The organism is Leptolyngbya sp. FACHB-1624 (assembly GCF_047649235.1).
Lineage (GTDB): Bacteria > Cyanobacteriota > Cyanobacteriia > Leptolyngbyales > Leptolyngbyaceae > Leptolyngbya > Leptolyngbya boryana.
In genome coordinates this window covers 953,488-973,353 of the sequence record NZ_CP180258.1, presented here as the reverse complement: position 1 = coordinate 973,353, position 19,866 = coordinate 953,488, and the positions used below count along the sequence as shown (strand labels likewise).

20 protein-coding genes are annotated in these 19,866 nt (G+C 45.8%); 12 read left to right on the top strand and 8 right to left on the bottom strand.

The annotated features are described in order from the left end of the window. Positions 1-112 precede the first annotated feature (112 nt). The 5 genes from pipX (at position 113) to ACMUEV_RS04465 (ending at position 4,189) form a co-directional block, all read left to right on the top strand. Entirely contained in the window at positions 113-382 is a 270-nt protein-coding gene (gene pipX, locus ACMUEV_RS04485; protein ID WP_017290478.1) for a transcriptional coactivator PipX, read from the top strand. After that, positions 379-1,038, top strand: a complete 660-nt coding sequence (locus ACMUEV_RS04480) for a YggS family pyridoxal phosphate-dependent enzyme (protein WP_190653497.1) — start codon at positions 379-381, stop codon at positions 1,036-1,038. Before pipX ends, ACMUEV_RS04480 begins: the two co-directional genes overlap by 4 nt. Before the next feature lie 642 nt (positions 1,039-1,680). Then, positions 1,681-2,283 carry a cell division protein SepF gene (locus tag ACMUEV_RS04475; RefSeq protein ID WP_017290481.1) on the top strand — a complete coding sequence of 201 codons (603 nt, stop codon included), beginning with the start codon at positions 1,681-1,683 and terminating at the stop codon, positions 2,281-2,283. 75 nt (positions 2,284-2,358) lie between these two features. Continuing rightward, a complete protein-coding gene (gene proC / locus ACMUEV_RS04470) occupies positions 2,359-3,156 on the top strand; it encodes a pyrroline-5-carboxylate reductase (protein WP_199329730.1) in 798 nt (265 codons plus the stop codon). A 175-nt stretch (positions 3,157-3,331) separates the two neighbouring features. Continuing rightward, complete coding sequence (locus ACMUEV_RS04465) at positions 3,332-4,189, top strand: type II toxin-antitoxin system HicA family toxin (protein ID WP_190653498.1); 858 nt, start codon at positions 3,332-3,334, stop codon at positions 4,187-4,189. Between the two features lie 171 nt (positions 4,190-4,360). On the opposite strand, the gene ACMUEV_RS04460 is transcribed toward ACMUEV_RS04465, so the two are convergent. Next, positions 4,361-5,116, bottom strand: a complete 756-nt coding sequence (locus tag ACMUEV_RS04460) for an amino acid ABC transporter ATP-binding protein (protein WP_190653499.1) — start codon at positions 5,114-5,116, stop codon at positions 4,361-4,363. Between the two features lie 108 nt (positions 5,117-5,224). Between ACMUEV_RS04460 and ACMUEV_RS04455 the strand changes: the two genes are divergently transcribed. The 3 genes from ACMUEV_RS04455 to ACMUEV_RS04445 all read left to right on the top strand — a co-directional run bounded on the left by ACMUEV_RS04455 (position 5,225) and on the right by ACMUEV_RS04445 (position 9,712). After that, complete coding sequence (locus tag ACMUEV_RS04455; RefSeq protein WP_190653500.1) at positions 5,225-6,718, top strand: ABC transporter permease subunit; 1,494 nt, start codon at positions 5,225-5,227, stop codon at positions 6,716-6,718. A gap of 189 nt (positions 6,719-6,907) precedes the next feature. Then, complete coding sequence (locus ACMUEV_RS04450; RefSeq protein WP_190653501.1) at positions 6,908-7,801, top strand: transporter substrate-binding domain-containing protein; 894 nt, start codon at positions 6,908-6,910, stop codon at positions 7,799-7,801. A 45-nt stretch (positions 7,802-7,846) separates the two neighbouring features. Then, on the top strand, positions 7,847-9,712 hold the full coding sequence (locus tag ACMUEV_RS04445; RefSeq protein WP_242044845.1) for a sensor histidine kinase: 1,866 nt from the start codon (positions 7,847-7,849) through the stop codon (positions 9,710-9,712). Between the two features lie 89 nt (positions 9,713-9,801). Here the strand turns inward: ACMUEV_RS04445 and ACMUEV_RS04440 are convergent, their stop codons facing one another. From ACMUEV_RS04440 to ACMUEV_RS04430, 3 genes are read right to left on the bottom strand one after another with little or no spacing between them, the layout of a single operon-like run. Continuing rightward, positions 9,802-10,104, bottom strand: coding sequence for a hypothetical protein (locus ACMUEV_RS04440; RefSeq protein ID WP_017290488.1), 303 nt, complete (start codon positions 10,102-10,104; stop codon positions 9,802-9,804). A gap of 2 nt (positions 10,105-10,106) precedes the next feature. Beyond that, a complete protein-coding gene (locus ACMUEV_RS04435) occupies positions 10,107-11,078 on the bottom strand; it encodes a hypothetical protein (protein ID WP_190653502.1) in 972 nt (323 codons plus the stop codon). 13 nt (positions 11,079-11,091) lie between these two features. After that, complete coding sequence (locus ACMUEV_RS04430; RefSeq protein ID WP_190653503.1) at positions 11,092-11,505, bottom strand: secondary thiamine-phosphate synthase enzyme YjbQ; 414 nt, start codon at positions 11,503-11,505, stop codon at positions 11,092-11,094. Between the two features lie 123 nt (positions 11,506-11,628). Between ACMUEV_RS04430 and ACMUEV_RS04425 the strand changes: the two genes are divergently transcribed. Both ACMUEV_RS04425 and ACMUEV_RS04420 read left to right on the top strand, forming a co-directional pair. Then, a complete protein-coding gene (locus ACMUEV_RS04425; RefSeq protein WP_190653504.1) occupies positions 11,629-12,522 on the top strand; it encodes a helix-turn-helix domain-containing protein in 894 nt (297 codons plus the stop codon). An 86-nt stretch (positions 12,523-12,608) separates the two neighbouring features. Next, on the top strand, positions 12,609-13,793 hold the full coding sequence (locus ACMUEV_RS04420) for an NAD(P)H-quinone oxidoreductase subunit H (RefSeq protein ID WP_190653505.1): 1,185 nt from the start codon (positions 12,609-12,611) through the stop codon (positions 13,791-13,793). A 54-nt stretch (positions 13,794-13,847) separates the two neighbouring features. Here the strand turns inward: ACMUEV_RS04420 and glnT are convergent, their stop codons facing one another. The 3 genes from glnT to ACMUEV_RS04405 are packed head-to-tail and all read right to left on the bottom strand — an operon-like array spanning position 13,848 to position 17,062. Then, positions 13,848-15,149, bottom strand: a complete 1,302-nt coding sequence (gene glnT / locus ACMUEV_RS04415; RefSeq protein ID WP_190653506.1) for a type III glutamate--ammonia ligase — start codon at positions 15,147-15,149, stop codon at positions 13,848-13,850. A gap of 3 nt (positions 15,150-15,152) precedes the next feature. Beyond that, positions 15,153-16,139: an alpha/beta fold hydrolase gene (locus tag ACMUEV_RS04410; protein ID WP_190653507.1), complete on the bottom strand. Its 987-nt coding sequence runs from the start codon at positions 16,137-16,139 to the stop codon at positions 15,153-15,155. Next, positions 16,136-17,062 carry a fatty acid desaturase family protein gene (locus ACMUEV_RS04405; RefSeq protein ID WP_190653508.1) on the bottom strand — a complete coding sequence of 309 codons (927 nt, stop codon included), beginning with the start codon at positions 17,060-17,062 and terminating at the stop codon, positions 16,136-16,138. Before ACMUEV_RS04405 ends, ACMUEV_RS04410 begins: the two co-directional genes overlap by 4 nt. Before the next feature lie 79 nt (positions 17,063-17,141). Here ACMUEV_RS04405 and ACMUEV_RS04400 point away from each other — a divergent pair, with 79 nt between their 5' ends. Next, on the top strand, positions 17,142-17,855 hold the full coding sequence (locus ACMUEV_RS04400; RefSeq protein WP_190653509.1) for a GntR family transcriptional regulator: 714 nt from the start codon (positions 17,142-17,144) through the stop codon (positions 17,853-17,855). Positions 17,856-18,055: 200 nt separating this feature from the next. Further along, on the top strand, positions 18,056-18,886 hold the full coding sequence (locus tag ACMUEV_RS04395; protein ID WP_144056274.1) for a hypothetical protein: 831 nt from the start codon (positions 18,056-18,058) through the stop codon (positions 18,884-18,886). Here ACMUEV_RS04395 and ACMUEV_RS04390 read toward each other — a convergent pair. Next, positions 18,875-19,843: a nucleoside hydrolase gene (locus tag ACMUEV_RS04390; protein ID WP_190653510.1), complete on the bottom strand. Its 969-nt coding sequence runs from the start codon at positions 19,841-19,843 to the stop codon at positions 18,875-18,877. The genes ACMUEV_RS04395 and ACMUEV_RS04390 overlap by 12 nt on opposite strands. Positions 19,844-19,866 lie beyond the last annotated feature (23 nt).

Here is a 19,866-nt window from a genome sequence, read left to right as displayed (position 1 = left end):
TTGCGGTCGATAATTTACTCAATTCATCACAAACGAGATAAATTGTTGCAATTGATGATTACAATCTGTGAATCCTATAGCAAATTATCCACTTGTTTCTTATGGACTGTAAATGGATACAGAGAATTATCTAAATCACCCAACATTTGGGTTGCTCTTCCGGGTGTGTTTGGTGGAAGAGAATCGAGAATTATTCAGTACGCTTTACGCGCAAAGATTATTCTTCTTGGTGTTTAACAGTTCTGACGGATTGGAATTTGAGCCGATCGGACGCACCGATGCGAAGATGCTCGTTGAAGCTCGCATGAGAATCTTACGACGAACCGGGATGAACAAGGAGTACGATCAACTTCAGATAATCCATAAACGCACCTTCCAATGACCGATTTGATCGATCGTATTGCCCAATTTCGCGCCTCAATTCCACCCCAGGTTCGAGTCATTGCCGTGACGAAAACGGTTTCGATTGAGGCAATGCGAGCAGCCTATGCTGCCGGAATTCGAGATTTTGGCGAGAATCGCGTGCAGGAAGCGGAAGTAAAACGCGCAGCACTGGCTGATCTCACTGATGTGACTTGGCATTTGATTGGGCACTTACAGAGTAATAAGGCGAAAAGCGCGATCGAGTTGTTTGACTGGATTCAATCAGTGGATAGCTTGAAATTGGCACAAAGGCTCGATCGTTTGGCGCAAGAACAAAATCGTCATCCGCAGATTTGTTTGCAAGTGAAGCTGTTAAGCGATCCCAATAAAGCAGGATTCTCTGTGGAGGAACTTTGGCAAGCGTTGCCCCAGCTTGCTGCTTTACCGAATTTGCAGATTCGGGGCTTAATGGTTATTCCGCCCCTTGATCTAGAGCCATCTGAAACATTGAAAGTCTTTCAGCAGGCAAAAGAGTTGGCAGAAAAGATTCAGATTCAGAGCCATCTTCAACTGGATCAGCTTTCAATGGGCATGTCAGATGACTATGGTTTAGCCCTACAAGCAGGTGCAACAATGATTCGCCCAGGACGGATCTTATTCGGGGCAAGACGCTAAAATGTTGTGCCAATTTTCAATATCTATGAGAGCGTATATAGTCCGCGAGCAGTGAAATCATGCCTAACGAATTGAAACTGCAAATATATGATTCCGGCTAGTAACAAATACTACTAAGCCTTCTGGTGAATTCTCGCAAAGTGAAGCGATAAATTTGGCTTGTATTTTAATTGGCTAGGTTACATCAGACTGGATATATACGCCGGAATTCTAATGAAAAGCGATCGCTTTTTCGATCAGGAAAATTCTTGGTGCTAGGCGATCAATGCGTAAATCTCAACAGTTTGGAGTGGCTGGAAGGGTTTACGGCTCCGAATTGCAACAAAATTCAAAGAAAATTTCGGAAAATTGATCCAACTTTCAAAAGTATCGATACAATTGCACCCGGAGGGCAAAAAACTCCAAGGAAAGTATGCAACTCTGATGGCTGGATGTATACTAATTCATCAATCTCGTTATTTGTGCAGCAGTATAAGAACTTATCTAAGCTGTCAAACAACAAAATTGAATTTGCTTTCCGGCAAAGCAGCTTGGAAATGACAATCCAGTAATCAAATTGAATTCAGTGGTGACTCTGCTACTCTCAATGATTTGACCGTAACTTTTCAGAAAACTCGAACTTATTCGGATGGAGCGTGAACAGTGAGTATTTTCAGCAAATTACGTGATTTTGTCGGACTCAACGAACCGGTTGAGTACGAATACGAATATGACGAGATGGACGGGCAAGAGTATCAGTCTCTCTATCAAGAAGAGGCGGCTCCCGCGCCTGCTCCTACAGCAGCAGCTGAAGAACCCCAATCGCGACGGGATCGTTTTCGCAGTCGAGCTGTGGGAATTGGTAATGAAACAACTGGTGTAGGAACTGCTATGAACAATGTGATTGGAATGCCCGGTGCTGCGAATGGAATTTCGGAAGTTGTGGTGGTTGAACCCCGCACGTTTGAAGAAATGCCGCAAGTGATTCAGGCTTTGCGTGAGCGCAAGTCTGTGGTGCTGAATTTGACCATTATGGATCCGGATCAAGCTCAACGCGCAGTTGACTTCGTGGCAGGTGGAACTTACGCGATCGACGGTCATCAAGAGCGCATTGGCGAAAGCATCTTCTTGTTTACGCCAAGCTGTGTGCAAGTCAGTACGCAAGCAGGTGTCTTGAATGAAGTGCCTCAGCCTGCTCCGGCTCGCCCGCGTACCTCGACTCCGACTCCGGCTTGGGGGGCTGAACCAAGAGCTGTTCAAGGTTAATTGCAGCACTGGATCAAGGGCGAAAGATATGGTAGATCTGTAGCCCTCTTATCCATTTCGTGCGAGGACGGTAGATTGGCTAAAAAATTTGGCATGATTGGCGGCGGGATGATGGGCGAAGCGCTCTTGTCCCGCCTTGTTGCTCAAAAGGTGTTTGAGGCGGATGCGATCGTTGTGAGTGAGCCTTCTCAAGCGAGACAGGAACTTTTAGCGCAACAGTACAACGTTCACGTCACGAATGAGAATCGGCAAGCGGCAGAGTCGGAGATCGTTCTGCTGGCAGTTAAGCCTCAGATTTTTCCCAAAGTTGCTCAGGAGTTAGCAGGACAAACGCGATCGGCGTTAGTGATTTCGATTTTGGCAGGCACAACCTTAAAGCAGTTAGAGAAAGCGTTTCCAGGGCAGCCTGTGATTCGAGCGATGCCGAATACGCCAGCCGCAGTTGGAGCGGGCATGACTGCGATCGCGGGCGGTCAACATGCTGAGAAACATCATCTAGAGCAAGCCACTGAGATTTTAAGCACCGTTGGCAAAGTCGTAGAAGTGCCAGAGTCGATGCTGGATGCAGTCACAGGATTATCGGGATCGGGGCCGGGATATATTGCGATCGTGATTGAAGCGTTAGCAGATGGTGGTGTGGCAGCAGGATTGCCCAGAGCGATCGCGATGGAATTGGCAATTCAAACCGTCAAAGGAACCGCGCAGCTTTTAGACGAAGAGGGAATTCATCCGGGAGTCTTGAAAGATCGAGTGACGAGTCCAGGTGGAACGACGATCGCGGGAATTGGAGAGTTAGAGAGAAATGGGGTGCGATCGGCGTTTATTCAGGCAGTGAAGGTGGCGACAGAGCGATCGAGAGAGTTGGGGCAATAAGTTGGGCAATTAGGGAGATGGGGAGATGAATTTTGGAAGTTCTATCTTTCTCTCTATCTTCCTGACCTTCATTTTCCCTTAACGTTCGCGACAGCACTCGTCAGAATTTGTTATCCTCAAGGGCAATTGCCGACATAGGCGCTTCCTCAATCCTCAAGATGAAAGGAGAACTGTTATGGCGACCTTGGATGAGATTAGAGCCGCGATTGATAGCTACCCTCCTGTTCTCACTTCTGGCGCATTGATGCGGATTGCAGAAAAAGAAGGATGGCGGGAAGATCGCAGTGAGGGTGGTCATCGGGTTTTTATCTATCCAGATGAGCCGAGCTATGGGCACATCACTTTTAAGTGCCATCAAGAAGGAGCGGATTGTAATCGGATTGTGACGCGGCGAAGATTGACTGAAATCTATCAACCCGCATTAGATCGCGCTGCAGAAGATGCGGAACGACAAGAAAGATTGAGACAGACGATTAATCAGCTAGAAAGTGTGCTCGCCCAGTGTGAAGCGGATTTTTCGTTGAAAGCTCACCGAAAGTTGGAAGAACTGCAAAAAAGAATCGATCAATACGAAAGTGATTGTCTAGACGAGTGCGAACAGACCATGCAGCGGTTTGTCGATGATTGTCAGCAGGGAGCCTTGGCTGAGAAAGAACAAGAAGTACAACAACTGAGTCAAGTTCTCGTTCTTGCTCGCCAGCAAGTCGAACAATTACAAGCTGAACAACGATCGCTGAATCAATCTCTCTCAGTTGCAGAGCAAAAAGGTGATGAGTTGCGTCAATCCTTGGCGATCGCTCATCGCACTGTAGAAACAAAAGAACGGGATTTAGCGATCGCTCAGTCTCAGATCGCCGCACTCAAGCAAGCTTTGCAGGAGAAAGAGGCACAAATTGAACTAACTAAGAATCAAGCTCATAGCCGTTTTGTTCGGCTGAAGCGAAGCATGATGTTGATCTGCTTTGTTTTGATGGGATTAGTCGGGGCACTAATGTTCCGAGCCTGGTTCTCGGCTGTCCCAATTCAGCGATAAAACAAAACCCCGCTTTCCAGAAGGACGCAACGGGGCAAAAGACGCAGTTAGGAGGTATCTATATAGCCTTCACCTTAACCAAAGAAATTCCGAAATCCCGTTCTCTTAAGGTGTTCTTAACGTCTCGGAATAAATTTGGTAGGGAGAAGGGAAGCGGTTGACTAGTAAAAGCTAAATCATTTGAGCTTGCCGCATACGGCTGAGAAAAGTATGTAGTCGATCGCTGTTTGGATTTGTCAAAACTTCCCGTGCTAGTCCTTCTTCAACAACTCGACCTTGATCAAGGAACATTACTCGATTCGCGACATCTCGCGCAAACTGGATTTCATGAGTCACAACCACCATTGTCATGCCTTCTTCAGCTAATCGACGCATCACTGCTAGGACTTCACCGACTAGCTCAGGATCAAGGGCGCTCGTTGGCTCATCAAAGAGCATAATTTGAGGCTCCATACAGAGACTTCTGGCGATCGCAACTCGCTGCCGTTGTCCGCCTGAAAGCTGTTCGGGATACATTTCTGCTTTGTCTGCTAAGCCAACTTCTTGAAGATAGTACTTTGCCCGCTCTTTGCTCTCGCTTCGAGAAATCTTGAGAACTTGTTGAGGAGCTAAGGTGAGATTGTCTAGCACACTCAAATGTGGGAAGAGATTGAACTGTTGAAAGACCATCCCGATTCGCGATCGCACCTCTTTCAACTCCCGTGATGAAAGCTGTGGCTTAGAAATTTCTAAATCACTGATCACAATCTTTCCGCGATCGACCGTTTCCAATCGATTCAAACATCGCAGCAGAGTACTTTTACCGCATCCCGACGAACCAATAATCGATAGAACTTCACCCGCATCCACATAGCCACTGATACCTTGCAGTACAGGCAGCGATCCGAAACTCTTCTCTAGGTTGTCAAACTGAATTGCGTGCTTCATGGGAGTAAAATAAAACGCGATCGAGAAGGCTGACATGTCCCTCCAGACAGAATTATCGCGATTGAGAATCATTCATTAATATATAGGAAAAAACTAAACGTACTTCCTATGAAATGGCGTGCAATTGCTTTAGCTCTGATTTGTACATTGTTCGTTGTCTTGAATCCGCTGCGATCGCTCAGTCAGCCCGTCCTCAATATTGCGGTCGAGCCTGTGTATGCCCCATTTGAGTTTCGTAACGGAGCGGGAGAGCTTCAAGGATTTGATATTGATTTGATTCGAGAGATTGGTAAAGTCGCCGGGTTTGGGGTGCGATTTCAGAACATTTCCTTTGATGGAATCATTCCATCTTTACAGGCGGGAACAGTTGATGCAGCCGTTGGGGCGATGACGATTACACCTGCAAGGTCAGAGGTCGTTTCATTCTCGCGCCCTTACTTTAAGGCAGGACTCGCGATCGCGTCTCCGAAAAATCAGCCCATTAGTTCGCTAGAAGAACTGAACGGCAAAGCGATCGCAGTGCAAATCGGAACGACAGGAGCGCAAACTGCACAGAAGATTCCGAATGCTCAGATTCGGACGTTTGATGCCTCCGTGATAGCTCTGCAAGAACTGAAAAATGGCAATGTTGCGGCTGTGGTTCATGATGCGCCGATTCTGCAATACGCGCTCAAAACGGGGAACTTGCAAAATATTCAGGTCAGTGGTCAGCTTTTGACCGAGGAGTACTTGGGCATTCCAACTCCGAAAAACTCCCCGAACTTAGAGCGAATCAATCAAGGGTTAGGCACGATTCTCAGCAATGGAACATACCGAACGATTTATCGCAAATGGTTTAATACAGAGCCACCTGCTTTACCCGAAGCAGTTCCAAATGCGACGAATCAGACCCAGTCGAACTGGTTTACAACCATTACGAGCGCACTTCCGCTTCTTTTAGCAGGAACGTTGATTACGCTGCAACTGGCTGTGATTTCGATTGCCATTGGTTTAGTTGCTGGTTCATTGATTGGGATTGCTCGTCTTTCAAAAACAAAGCCAGTTCGGTGGTTAGCCAGAGCTTATGTTGATTTCTTTCGAGGTACACCGTTGCTGGTTCAGATTTTTATGATCTATTTCGGCATTCCGGCTTTGATTCAAGAACTGGGGATAGAGTTTAGCTTCGATCGCTTTATTGCTGCTGTCGTTGCCTTGAGTTTGAATAGTGCCGCTTACATTGCTGAAATTGTACGCGCTGGAATTGTCTCGATCGAGGTAGGACAAACCGAAGCAGCAGCGTCTTTAGGGCTGGATACTACTCAAACTCTACGGTATGTGATCTTTCCGCAAGCCTTGCGTCGGATGTTACCGCCCTTGGGAAATACGTTTATCTCGTTGCTCAAGGACACAACTTTGGTCGCGATTATTGGATTTGAGGAGCTTTTTCGCCAAGGACAGTTGATTGTTGCTGAGAACTATCGACCCTTTGAGCTTTATGCGATCGTGTCTTTGATCTATCTTGCCTTGACCTTACTGTCATCTCAACTCTTTAGCTATCTGGAGCGACGTATGAATCCAGTACATCACGTTCAGAAACGCGATCGAGCCGTTGTACCCCAATAAAATCTGAGAAGACGATCTGCTACTAGTTCATCCCCCACTCCCCATCTCCCTACTCCCCAAACTGAATGCGCTTACCCCCGCCCCCTTCAAAACCCAGAACAAAGCCCCTATTGCCGATCAAGCCTGAGTTTGTCAAATTGCAAATCAGTTCCGGGCAATCTATAAAGAGTAAATTCCCTGGGATCTGTTATGACAGTTCGTAGACGGTTTATTCTTCAGACTGGAACCAGTTTTCTCATGACCACAGGCGTGCAGGGCTGTCTTCAGACTTCTCAAAACCCGCTACAAGGTCAGCCCACGCTCAAAATTAGTCAAGCGCTCACCCATCAGATCCAGCGTCGAGGCTATCTCCAAGTTGCGACTGAGGACAATTATGCTCCTTTCGAGTTTTTACTCAACGGTAAACCAGCGGGCTTTAACCACGCACTGTTTGCACGGCTTCAGCAACTTGTGCCTTTTAAAATTCAACAAAGTATTGTGCCCTGGCAGGGTATTCTGCCTGGCGTGAATTATGGCAAATACGATGTCGCACTCACCGCCGTTGGGATCACTGACGAACGCGCCAGATTTCTCGACTTTACAATCCCGATCGCAGAATCCACGATCGCCTATATCAAACGTAAAGGAGACTCCTCGATTCAAAGTCTTCGCTCCCTCTCTGGGAAAACCCTGGGAGTACAACAAGGAGGAATCTCGGCGGCGGCTGTGCCCGACTTATCAGCCGAGTTAGAAAAACAAGGCGGCAAGATCGGACAAGTTAAAGAGTATCGAGGATTTACAGAAGCATATCAGGATTTGGTTAATCAAAAATTAGATGCAGTGCTGCACAATATTGTGTCGTTGTCTCTACTCGTCGATGAAAAACCTGCCATTTTTGAGATGGGAGAGCGAGTTGGGCGCAAATCATATGCAGCTTGGGCAGTGAAGAAAGGCGATCGAGAATTACTAGATTTTTTGAACCAATTTTTACAACAGCAACAGCAGCAGGGAGAACTGAAAAAGCTCCAGCAAGACTGGTTCAAAATGACATTTGAAAACCTTCCCACTGTTCCTTTGTTACCTGGCGATCGCCCCATCTCATAAAATCTCTTCCTGTCTGAATTCGCACTCTTCCTTGTCTTATTCCTCATGCGTTTTAATCCCCCAAATCTAGCTGCTCATCAACGCAATTTACTGGTTCGCTTATTGATTGCTAGCGTGATACTCCTTGTGAGTAGTGGAGCGTACTACAGCTATCAATTAGTGCGCAATTCGATGCTCGAAAGTTTGAAGAAAAATGTTTTTCTCGAACTATCGCAGGGGCGAGATAGCCTCGATCACTGGCTCTCCAATCAGAAAATTCACATTGAAACTCTGGCAAATACGGAGCAAGTGAAATCGATGAATTGGGAAACGACTGAACCTTACTTAAAGGCGGAAACATTACGATTAAGTGATGTCTACGCGATCGCAGTGGGTAAACCGGACGGATGGCGCAATGTTGTGGGAGGTAAGCCTGCTAATGTATCCGATCGCGCATATTTTCAGAAAGTGATGCAAGGGATTACAAATGTCAGTGATCCGATTATCAGCCGAGCAAACAATACCCCTACCTTGGCGATTGCCGCTCCCATTCGCCAGGGATTTGATACGAATAGTACGCCGATCGGAGAGATTCACACTCTAGTCCGCTTAGATCGCGTTAATCGAGTGGTAAGCAGCGTGAAATATGGCAATCACAGCTATGCTTTTGCGATCGACTCTCAAGGGCAGATTGTTACGCATACGAGCCATACTGATAATCACGCTCATGTGCACTTTCATGAGAGTGAGTTGTTGAAAGCGCTCCCTCAGATGAGCAAAAGCAAGGAGAGCGTTGAGTTGGTAAAGGTCGCCAATCAGATGTACTATCTGGCTTATCTCCCCCTTCAGGAGGTAGAGTGGGCATTGGCATTGGTCATTCCTAGAGAAGATATCGAGTCGCAGGTGCACTTTCTCGACATGATTGCTCTAATTGTGGCGGGAATGGCAGTGGCTCTGTTAGCCATTCTGGTGCAGGTGCAGGCGATGGAGCAAAGACATCTTAAGAAATCCAATGAACTTCTCGAAAAGCGAGTAGAAGCACGTACTAAAGAGTTATCGGATGCAATGACAAAGCTTCAGCAGTCGCAACTGCGGATGATTCAGAGCGAGAAGATGTCTGCACTGGGTAATTTAGTCGCAGGGGTGGCGCATGAGATTAATAACCCTGTCAATTTTATTCACGGCAATATTACTTATGTGGATGAGTATACTCAAGCTCTCTTGCACTTGATTCAGCTTTATCAAGAGCAGTTTCCCGATGGGTCTAAGTCGATTCAAGAGTATTTAGCAGAAATTGATTTTGAGTTTCTCGCGCAGGATTTAGAGAAGACCCTAGCTTCTATGCGGATCGGAACCGATCGCATTAAAGAAATTGTGCTTTCTCTGCGTAATTTCTCACGGTTAGATGAAGCAGAAGTCAAACCCGTCAATCTGCATGACGGAATTGATAGTACTTTACTGATTTTGCAACATCGCTTAAAAGCAACACCGGATCAAGCTGCTGTAGAAGTGGTGAAGGACTATGGAGATTTGCCATTCGTTGATTGCTATGCGAGCCAACTGAATCAGGTTTTTATGAACATTTTGGCAAATGCACTAGATGCGATGGAAGACCAGCGCGGTCTGTCTCACTCTCAGCCTTGTACGATTCGGATTAAGACGAAAAAGCTGGAGCACGGGAGAGTTCAGATCGCGATCGCAGACAATGGCCCCGGAATTCCTCCAGAAGTTCAGCCCCGTATCTTTGATCCGTTTTTTACGACAAAATCGATCGGTAAAGGAACGGGAATGGGGATGTCGATTAGCTATCAGATTGTGACTGAACGACATCAAGGCAAATTGTACTGTGTGTCTGAAGTGGGCAAAGGAACAGAGTTTTTCCTTGAGATTCCGATTCGTCAGGGGGCGGTGCTCGCTGCTACAGTTTCTTGAGCATTGTGCAGTTGTCGATAGGAATTGATAGGCTTGCAATGAAATCGAATCTTTGAGTTTATCGATCAGCAAACTTGAACTTCCTTATCTCAAAGCAGAAATCTCAATCGTACAAATGAAGTAAATTTTGCAATGGTTGCCACGACTTGTAGGATCTCTGTTGAACTATCGATCTGCTGCTTCAATTGCTGCATCTGTTCCACGTCCGCATCTGTACAAATTATCCCCTCTTTCAAGATTGCTAATCTAGCTTTAGAAAACAGAGCCATTGCGCGATCGCGTTCCTTCTTTAACTGCACCTGCTCATCAAAATCTGCTTGTCGATAACGAATCTCGATTTTACTCAACAGCTCAGATGCTTGCTGAAAGAAAAGCTCATTTTTCTCGGACATCTCTATTTCTCCAAATTCCGAATCCCAACTTCTGCACCGCGATCGGGAATTCGACTTCCAGCGGCAGCATTGGCTCGATCGAGTAATTTCTGCGCTACCCCACGCCACAAGGGGTCAGTTTGAATGTCCGAGACAATTCGCGTTGCTTTCGTTCTGAGGGTTGTATAGTCTCGTCCTGTAAAGGTAGATGCAGTCGTCAAAATTCTGGGAATCAAAGCATTCATCTGATTGAGATCCAAATCGTCATAGTGATTTGCAGCTTCAATCACTTCTTTGCCCATTGCTGCTGCCCGCATACATTGAGCAACGGTGAGTTCTAGAATTCGCTGTTCTTCTTGTTTAATCTGTTGCCACTCGCCTAGAACCTCGCCTGCTTGATTTTCTAGCTCGGCTTTTCGTGCAATTAAGGCTGTTTCGCCTGCTTTAATTCTGGCTTGAATCGATTGATACTCTTTTTTGATCGCTTGTAGTTTGACGATCGCGGTGGTTCGATGCTGTACTAGCACAGGCGGATTGTCACTAATTGCTTTTGCTAACACTGCCATCTGTACGGTTAAAGTCTTTGCATACTCTGCTGATTTTTTCACTTCATCTCGGCTCACTGTACTTCTACTATCGAGTTTGGTGAAAATCTCTGAAAAGCCTTCATACTGGTTTCGCAAGTCTGCAATGAATGTATCCCATTCTGCAACTTTCGGCGGTTGGAATGGGTCGATCGCTAAATCAATAATCTCCCCACTCACTTCAACCTTAGAGTTCAAAATTCGATTTACAAAAGCCTGACGGATTTCAGCACTCGATCGAGTCGGCGCTTCCAATTCTCGTTTTCGCATGGTGTCAATGGCTTCGATCGCGCTCAAGGACTCATTGCGAAACTGAAGTGCTGCTCCCTGAAGTGCCCGTGCTTTCTCGACACTACAGCCTCCTAGCGCCAGACTTCCCATGATCAAAACTGAAACCGCCCATCGCCTCATGGTTTGTTCTCCACTATTCACCCATCACATGCACAACTAGCTCTCTAGTGTGCCGATGCTGCCGATGCTCCCATAGATAAATTCCTTGCCAAGTTCCGAGCACGAGCCGACCCTGAGAAATTGGGATCTGCTCGGAAGAATGAGTTAATACTGTCCGAATATGGGCGGGCATATCGTCTGGGCCTTCTGTACTATGAATGTAGTTTTCCCACTCTGGAACAAGCTTGGCAAAGAAATTCTCTAGATCTTGCAACACATCAGGATCAGCATTTTCCTGAATAATCAAACTTGCAGAAGTATGTCTTAAAAACAAGCTGCACAATCCAGTCTTAATGCCTGATTCAGCTACGATCGCATTCACCTGCGAAGTAATTTTTAGCAAAGACTTCCCCTGCGTTGTGATTCTTAAAATCTTCTGATGCTGCATGTTAATCCCTGTAACACTGAATACCATTATTCAAGCGAATTCGATCGCGCTTTCAGCTTAAGAAATGATTAACTGTGTGCAAGCATGAGTCACAATTAAATTGCAGGAATTAAAATCAAACGCATGTTAAAGATCAACATTGCTGAAGAGAAAGTGGCTGCATATGAACGGGTGTTTCGGCGATCGCCTCAGTTGACAAGTTTGCAGGCGGGATGGCAAGGGATTTACTTTGCATACGATTTCATGCCTCCTGGAGAAACGCCTGAAGTCATTTCTACGCAAAATGGGATTGCGATTTTTACGAATACAGGTAAATCTCAAGTTGCAGAGCGATCGCTGAATGGTCAATTCCGATGCGAACAAGTAGCAGACGGCAATATGGTAATTGTTCCAGCTCATACGAGTTGCCAAAGTCGCTGGTTTGATTATGGTGGTGTGATCTTTTTTAGCGTTGAGTCTTCAGTGATTGCTCATGCTGTGCATGAAGTAGGAAATTCTGATCGGATTGAGCTACTTCCCCAATTTGCTACGGCTGATCCGTTCGTTTATCAAGCGGCTGTTGCTTTGAAATCTGTACTAGAGCAGGAAGGAAGTGCAAGTCGGCTCTATGGTGAAGCGATCTCAAATGCTTTGATTGTGCATACGATCCAGCATTATTCAAATCGTCGCCCTTTACTGCAAACCTACGAAAACGGGCTTTCTCACTATCGATTGCGGCATGTGATTGAGTATATTCAGGCTCATTTAGAGCAGGATCTGAGCTTAAATGAACTTGCTACGATCGCTCAAATGAGTCCGCATTACTTTTCTCAATTGTTCAAACAATCGACTGGCGTGACTCCGCATCAGTTTGTAATTCGAGCAAGGGTTGAGCGTGCGAGAGAATTGTTGATGACTCGAAAATGGTCGATCGCTGAAGTTGCCAAAATGGTTGGATTCGTGGATCAGAGCCATTTACATCGTCACTGTAAGCGCTTGCTCGGTGTGACCCCAAGAATGATCCAAAACCAGGCGTAACAATCTACAAAAAACGGAAGAATCTACAAGATCTGTGCGAATGAGTTGTGGATAGTGGAGGCAAGCGCACTTCAGGAATTCAACTCATGGGATGGATTGAAACGAAAACAGAGCCGATGGTGATCAATATGGGTCCTCACCATCCAGCGATGCATGGCTGCTTCCGAATTATTGTCACATTGGATGGCGAAGATGTTCTAGACTGTGAACCTGTGATTGGCTATCTGCATCGTGGCATGGAAAAGATTGCAGAAAACCGCACGAATACAATGTTCATTCCCTATACGAGTCGCTGGGACTACTATGGTGGAATGTTCAATGAAGCAGTGACCGTGAATGCAGTTGAGAAATTAGCTCAAATCGAAGTTCCGAGACGAGCGAGCTATATTCGGATGATCATGCTCGAACTGACGCGAATTGTGAATCATTTGCTATGGCTTGGCCCGTTTGTGGGAGATGTGGGAACGCAGGCTTTATTCTTTCCAACGATGCGCGATCGCGAAATGATTCTTGATTTATTTGAAGCGGTTTCAGGCTATCGCATGGTGAATCACAATTACTTTCGAGTGGGTGGAGTGGCTGCTGATCTGCCGTATGGTTGGGTCGATAAATGTGCTGATTTCTGCACTTACATGTTGCCGACCTTAGATGAGTATGAGCGACTGATGAGTGATAATCCTATCTTTCGACGACGGTTAGAAGGGATCGGAGTCCTCACGAGTGAAGATGCCATCAATTGGGGTATGACAGGACCCATGCTACGGGCATCTGGCGTGAAATGGGATTTGCGAAAGGTGGATCATTATGAGTGCTATGACGAGCTAGATTGGGAGATTCAGTGGGATACGGCGGGCGATTGCTATGCTCGATATGCGGTACGGATACGGGAAATGCGAGAATCGATCAAGATAATTCAGCAGGCATTAAAAGCTTTGCCAGGTGGAGCTTATGAGAATTTAGAAGCTCAGCGAATTCAGGCAGGCCCGAAATCTGAATGGAATGGGTTTGACTATCAGTTTATTGCGAGAAAAATTGCTCCAACTTTCAAGATTCCGAAGGGTGAGCATTATGTTCGGGTTGAGTCAGGTCGAGGAGAGCTAGGAATTTTTATCATTGGCGATGACAATGTGTTTCCGTGGCGTTGGAAGATCCGCCCTGGAGATTTCAACAATCTGCAAGTGCTGCCGAAATTGATTCAAGGGCGGAAGGTGGCGGACATTTTTGTGATTTTAGCGAGTATTGATTTGGTGATGGGATCAGTCGATCGATAAGTTTCCTGATGCAATCGATCGATCCTGGGGACTCTTTTTGACACTTAGCTTATACTAGCAGTCCAATGTGTTGTCCAGTTCCCAAGGCGTAATGGCAGCATTTGCTTGTTGCCATTCTTGATATTTAAGTTTGAGATATGCAGAAGTAAAAGACTTACCCAAAGATTTACCAATTACCTCACTCTTCTCCAAACACCGCAACGCATCTAACAAGTTTGCAGGTAGAGTCTTAGCCTCGCCAGCAGGTAGCGGATCAGTATAGCTATTGTTATCGCGTCGAACCCCTGGATCAAGCTTCTGATTAATTCCATCCAGTCCTGCCGCGATCAAAGCAGCAGGCAGTAAGTAAGGGTTTGCAGACCCATCTGGTAGTCGGCATTCAAACCGTCCTGCATCGGGAATCCGAATGGTATGAGTTCGATTGTTCCCGCTATAACTTACAGTATTAGGTGACCAGGTTGCGCCTGATAGCGTTGCAGGGGCATTGATTCGCTTGTAAGAATTTATAGTCGGATTCGTAATCGCACAAAGCGCTTCGGCTGAATTCAACACTCCTGCAATGAATTGATACCCCAGTTGCGAAAGTCCTAATTCTCCTTGTGGGTCATAGAAAAGATTCTCTTTGTCGCTACTATCCCAAATTGAAAGATGAGTATGGCAACCATTTCCCGTTAAATGTGCAAAGGGTTTAGGCATGAAGGTGGCTCGTAGTCCGTGTTTTTCAGCGATCGCTTTGACCATGTACTTAAAAAAGGCATGTCGATCGGCTGTGACGAGAGCATCTGCGTACTTCCAATTCATCTCAAATTGACCATTGCCATCTTCATGATCATTTTGGTAAGCTCCCCAACCGAGCGATAGCATCACGTCACAAATTTCGCGAATCACTTCATATCGACGCATTAAAGACTGCTGATCATAGCAAGGCTTACTTTGCCGATCGAGCTTATCGGAAATGTCTTCTCCATCTGCACTCAGCAAAAAATACTCACATTCCACGCCAGTCTTGACTCGATAGCCTAGATCCTCAGCTTGTTTTAGAACTCGTTTCAAGACGACTCGTGGAGCTTGTTCTAAAGGTTCTCCAGTAATCGTATGCAAATCCGCAGGCATCCAAGCGACATCAGGTTGCCAGGGAAGCTGGATCAATTGATCCGGATCAGGAATTGCTAAAATATCAGGATCAGCCGGAGTCATGTCTAACCAAGCCGCAAACCCTGCAAATCCTGCGCCGTCGGATGCCATTTGATCGATACTTTCAGCCGGAACCAACTTCGATCGCTGAACGCCAAAGAGATCAGTAAATGAAATCAGAAAGTAGCGAATTCCTTGATCACGAGCGATTTGAGAAAGCATAGGTCAGTGGCTTAATAGAGTGGAAATGTGCGATCGAATAAAGGTTTCGTCGTCTGGACTTTGATAAGGATTGCCTGCGCGATGCCCCCAGATTGATCGAATCGGATGATACTCTGCATTGGGGAGCAATTCTGCTTCTGCTGCACAATCTTCTGGCGTGAAATACAAATCTGTGGTCGCAGGCATGACCAGTGTTTTCGCTTGAATCGCGCCAAGCGCCTTTTGATAATCTCCTTGGTAGATAGGATTGTCACTCACATCGCAGTCTAACCAAGTCTGAATCATGGCTAAAAGGTTATGCGGATCACGCTTGCGATAGCTCGCTTCCCAAAATCGTACAAGATAGTCGTCAAGCGACGTATAGCCTAGTGGATAGTAGAGTTTTTCTCGGTAAAAGGCTTGAGAAGCTGCCCAACTTGCATAGATCCGAGCAAAGGCTTGAAATCCTCGATCGGGAACGGCTTCAAATCTCGTTCCATTCCAAGCCGGATCAGCCGTTAATGCACTCCGCAAACTTTGCAGAAAGATGCGATTGTGATCGGTGGTTCGAGCCGTTCCACATAATGCAGCAATGCGTAGCACCTTCTCAGGATACAGCGCGCCCCAGTGATAAGCTTGCTGTGCGCCCATTGACCAACCGTAAATTAAAGCTAGTTGATCGATTTGAAACACTTCTTCTAGAAGTTGCTTCTGGGCACGAACATTATCGAAATGGCTAAAAATCCCCCAATCGCTGTTACTTGGCGAAGTTGAAAGACCATTGCCAAACATATTGGGAATGATCACAAAGTACTTTGTGGGATCTAAGATGCTATCTGGACGAATCAACCAGTCAATGTCTGAATGCTGCGCGCCGTAAGAGGTTGGATAGAGAATTGCATTTGAGCGATCGTCATTCAACGCTCCATAAGTTTGATACACGATCTGAGCTTCACTGAGCGTTTTCCCACAGTAAAGCTCAAAATTTTTCAGCGTAAAACACTCACTCATACAAGCTTTGCTGCAATATCGAGGTTGACTTTGATATAGCCTGAATCAACGTGAGCAAGATGCTGCTTCATGTGCTCGTGTGCTGCTGGCAGTTGGTGGAATGGGATTGAGGGATACATGTGATGTTCCGCATGAAACGGCATATTCCACATGATGAATTGCATCGGGAATAAGGTCATGACCGATCGAGTATTCGTCAATGGATTATCATCATGACTGCATCCGGTATGTTCTGCGAAGAGATAGCCTCTCAGAATCGGCTGTGCTACAAACAGCGGGAAAAGCCAATACATCACAAACCAGGGTTTTTGAACTGCGATCGACACTAAAATCGCGACACCATAAACCGCAAGCTGAAGCCGAGTTGAGCGAATCACATCTGCACGCGCTTCTTCGGAAATGTAGGGATAGTCTTCGACTTGTCCTAAAGCAACTCGAATATGAGTGGTGAGCTTACTCCACCACCAAGGCAATCCACTCATTGTCCACAAGTACTCTCCTAAATTCTTCGGCATTGGATCGCTGAGTTCTGGATCTTTTTCTAGATTTTGCACATAGCGATGATGCCATTTATGATAGCGCCGATAGAATGCGCTGTTATAAAACGACAACACTCCAGCAAACCAGCACACGAAATCGTTCAATGTATTGTTTTCAAAAGCAGTTCGATGTGAACATTCATGCAGCGGAGCAAACATTGCAGCCAAGCTATAACCATAGATCACCAAAGCTGGCACAGCAATTGCCCAATTGTGACCAAAGTTAGTTCCCCATAGGTATCCGCTCACTCCCAGAATTAGCAGGTGAGCAGTAAAACGGATTAATCCTTTCAGGGTCGATCGAGTATTCAATTCTTTCAGAGTAGCAGTCGTGAGAACTGTTCTGTCTCCTGACAGGTTAGACTCAGAAATAGTCGGGTTCATGGCTCATCTTTCAACTTGTTATAACAAGCCTAGTTTTAGAGCATTTCTGGATCTGTACTTGAGGCTACCAAACTGAAAAATGACATTCCCTCTACACTTAGCTATTTCTGAGAAGTTGCGCGATCGTATTCGAGCAGGCATCTATCGACCTGGCGATCAACTTCCGAGTGAACATCAATTGATGGCTGAGTTTGAGGTGAGCCGAATTACGGCTCGACGTGCGATCGCGAATCTCACACAACAAGGATTAGTCAATGTACAACGGGGAAAAGGTGCATTCGTTTCCATTCAACAGAAAGTCGTGTATTCGCTGTCTAGTCCGCTGTTACTCGAAGCGGATCTAGCACGACAGGATATTGAAATTACTGTGCAGACTTTGAGCTTTGAGCGAGTGACTGCACCTGTTCATGTTCAGAAAATCTTGAATTGCGCGATCGCTTATCTGCAAAAGAAAGTCCTTTTATTTAATAATGTTCCAAGCTGTGTTGATATTACTTATATTGTGCCAGAGCTAGCAAAAGCTTATGGAAAAGAATTACGTCAAAAATTAACTTTTACAACTTTAGAACAGTACGGCATCTGCATTAAAAAAATTGACGCTGTGATTGAATGTACGCAAGCGGATTATGAAACGGGTGAGCAATTAGAAGTCTCGTTGGGACATCCTTTGATTGTTTATCGGCATACGGCTTTTACCGAGGCAGGCGCGATCGTACATGGAGAATCAATTTCACGGGGCGATCGCTTCTGCTATTCGATTCAAATCGATCGAATGATTACTCCTGATCTCTGATTCAAAAACTACTGTCCCCACTTTTGATGAAAATAACTCAGTAAGCTTTGATCGTACTTTTAAATTTTTCGATAGCAGAAGACTAAAAAACGGGTTGAGTGACCGCAACTCAAAACTGTGCCAACTGATAGAAATGCGAGTAATTTGGTAATACTCTGTTTGACTCAAGCCCCTAAGTTGATTACGGCTAAGTAATATCGATGAAAATCCTACTAACAACTGCCCTAACTGGTGCATTGCTTCTACTCGGTCATGCTAAAGCAACCGCACTCTACACGGGGGGTTCTTCCCCTGAATCCCAAGGTTGGAACAGTCCATCTTCCATTCCACCATTTCCTGCTTCACCGCCTCGGACTATCGATGCCGCAGGCATAACACTCAATACAACAAGCAACAACAATATAATGTATGGCTTTGGTCGTACGAATACACCGTTAGATTCAACAACGGGCTTCAACTTGCGATTTGATTTGCAACTGCTACAAGAGCTTCGGAATGCTTCAAACGACCCAATTAATCCAGCCGACACGAATGCAGATGGGAAAGACGATCGCGCGGGCTTGAGCATTATCGTTGTAAGTACGAATACAACGAAGGCAATTGAGTTAGGCTTTTTTGTCGATCGTATTTGGGCACAGGAAGGGGGCGCTACAAAACCACCTCGGTTTACCCAAGCAGAAGGGGCAGCATTCGACACAAAAACTAATGTGAATCAGTATGACTTGTCGATTCTGGGCAATAACTACTTTCTCTACACTAATGGCAACTACACTACGCCACTGCTGACAGGGCTTTTGCGCAATTACACGGCAGAAGTAGTGACTCCAGTTAATCCATATACCACTGCGAACACAATCTTTATTGGGGATAACACTACTTCTGCAAGCGCGCAGTTTCGGTTGAATCAGGTTGCGTATTCTTCTTCGGCGATCGTTCCTGTCCCCTTTGCTTTCAATCCTTTGTTTGGTTTCGGTTTGTTCGGAATTTCCAGAATTCGCAAAGCAATCAAAGCACGCCAATCAGCGAACTAGCACTTTCAAGTCTTCGATGAAACTTGTAAAAAACTGAGTTGCATTGACTTGAGTTGCAATCCAAGCATTGGCAGATGGCTTTGTTGTTAGTCGATCGTCGATCAAAGTCTGTCCGCGTGTCCATTTGCCTTGCGTTTCGATTTGAATGCGCGATCGCTGCCACAGCATCGTTTCTGGATAGAACAAATACCCTAAAGTTGCCGCATCGTGAACTAAGAAGCCTGGGATGCCTTGAGTCTCTCGATACTGTAAAGCTGTTCCAATCATAAACTCACAGAGTTTCATCAGGAACTGAGCAAGCTGGCTTTCTGGATTGGTCTGATAGATCTGGAGAGCCATTTCTTTTGTAAAAATCAAATGGCGTGTGATGTCGAGCGATGTAATGACGACATCATTCCGACTGTTGAGAACTTGCTCAACTGCTTCAGGGTTAAACCAGAAATTAAATTCTGCATGTGAAGTAATGTTGCCAGGGCAACGGAACGCACCGCCCATGACAATGATTTCTTTTGCTTTCTGCAAAATTCCGGGCTGTTTGATTTCGGCAGCGGCGAGATTGGTGAGCGGTGCGATCGCAATGATTGTAATTTCTCCAGGCATGGCGTTTAAGCGATCGATCAAAATCTCGTCCGAATATCTCGCTGTCTCATACGAATGGATTGGACTGGGTAAAAGGGTCGATAAATTTCCCATGCCATCATTGCCATGAATATGCGCTGCATCTTCAGATGCGTCTGAAGTTTCAATGCCGCGTCCCACTTCAACATCTGGCAATCCGCCTAAGCTTAAAATTTGGCTGGCACTCGAAAATGTTTGGCGAGAGCTTACATTTCCTGCCGCAGTCGTCACTGCGATCAGTTCAGCAAACCCCCGTTTCACCAGACTCTGTAGCCAAAATAGAGCAAAGATATCATCACCGCCTGGATCAGTATCGAGAATGATTTTTTGGGTAGACATGATGTGAGAAAGTGACAATCGCT

Bases quoted from the DNA above. Each gene is read 5' to 3' on its own strand.
- ACMUEV_RS04460 (WP_190653499.1), bottom strand. From the start codon at position 5,116: ATGAAGCACGCAATTCAGTTTGACAACCTAGAGAAGAGTTTCGGATCG.
- pipX (WP_017290478.1), top strand. From the start codon at position 113: ATGGATACAGAGAATTATCTAAATCACCCAACATTTGGGTTGCTCTTC.
- ACMUEV_RS04420 (WP_190653505.1), top strand. From the start codon at position 12,609: ATGGGATGGATTGAAACGAAAACAGAGCCGATGGTGATCAATATGGGT.
- glnT (WP_190653506.1), bottom strand. From the start codon at position 15,149: ATGCTTTCTCAAATCGCTCGTGATCAAGGAATTCGCTACTTTCTGATT.
- ACMUEV_RS04395 (WP_144056274.1), top strand. From the start codon at position 18,056: ATGAAAATCCTACTAACAACTGCCCTAACTGGTGCATTGCTTCTACTC.
- ACMUEV_RS04440 (WP_017290488.1), bottom strand. From the start codon at position 10,104: ATGTCCGAGAAAAATGAGCTTTTCTTTCAGCAAGCATCTGAGCTGTTG.
- ACMUEV_RS04430 (WP_190653503.1), bottom strand. From the start codon at position 11,505: ATGCAGCATCAGAAGATTTTAAGAATCACAACGCAGGGGAAGTCTTTG.
- ACMUEV_RS04410 (WP_190653507.1), bottom strand. From the start codon at position 16,139: ATGAGTGAGTGTTTTACGCTGAAAAATTTTGAGCTTTACTGTGGGAAA.
- ACMUEV_RS04435 (WP_190653502.1), bottom strand. From the start codon at position 11,078: ATGAGGCGATGGGCGGTTTCAGTTTTGATCATGGGAAGTCTGGCGCTA.
- ACMUEV_RS04445 (WP_242044845.1), top strand. From the start codon at position 7,847: ATGCGTTTTAATCCCCCAAATCTAGCTGCTCATCAACGCAATTTACTG.
- ACMUEV_RS04400 (WP_190653509.1), top strand. From the start codon at position 17,142: ATGACATTCCCTCTACACTTAGCTATTTCTGAGAAGTTGCGCGATCGT.
- ACMUEV_RS04450 (WP_190653501.1), top strand. From the start codon at position 6,908: ATGACAGTTCGTAGACGGTTTATTCTTCAGACTGGAACCAGTTTTCTC.
- ACMUEV_RS04455 (WP_190653500.1), top strand. From the start codon at position 5,225: ATGAAATGGCGTGCAATTGCTTTAGCTCTGATTTGTACATTGTTCGTT.
- ACMUEV_RS04480 (WP_190653497.1), top strand. From the start codon at position 379: ATGACCGATTTGATCGATCGTATTGCCCAATTTCGCGCCTCAATTCCA.
- ACMUEV_RS04405 (WP_190653508.1), bottom strand. From the start codon at position 17,062: ATGAACCCGACTATTTCTGAGTCTAACCTGTCAGGAGACAGAACAGTT.
- ACMUEV_RS04425 (WP_190653504.1), top strand. From the start codon at position 11,629: ATGTTAAAGATCAACATTGCTGAAGAGAAAGTGGCTGCATATGAACGG.
- ACMUEV_RS04390 (WP_190653510.1), bottom strand. From the start codon at position 19,843: ATGTCTACCCAAAAAATCATTCTCGATACTGATCCAGGCGGTGATGAT.
- ACMUEV_RS04465 (WP_190653498.1), top strand. From the start codon at position 3,332: ATGGCGACCTTGGATGAGATTAGAGCCGCGATTGATAGCTACCCTCCT.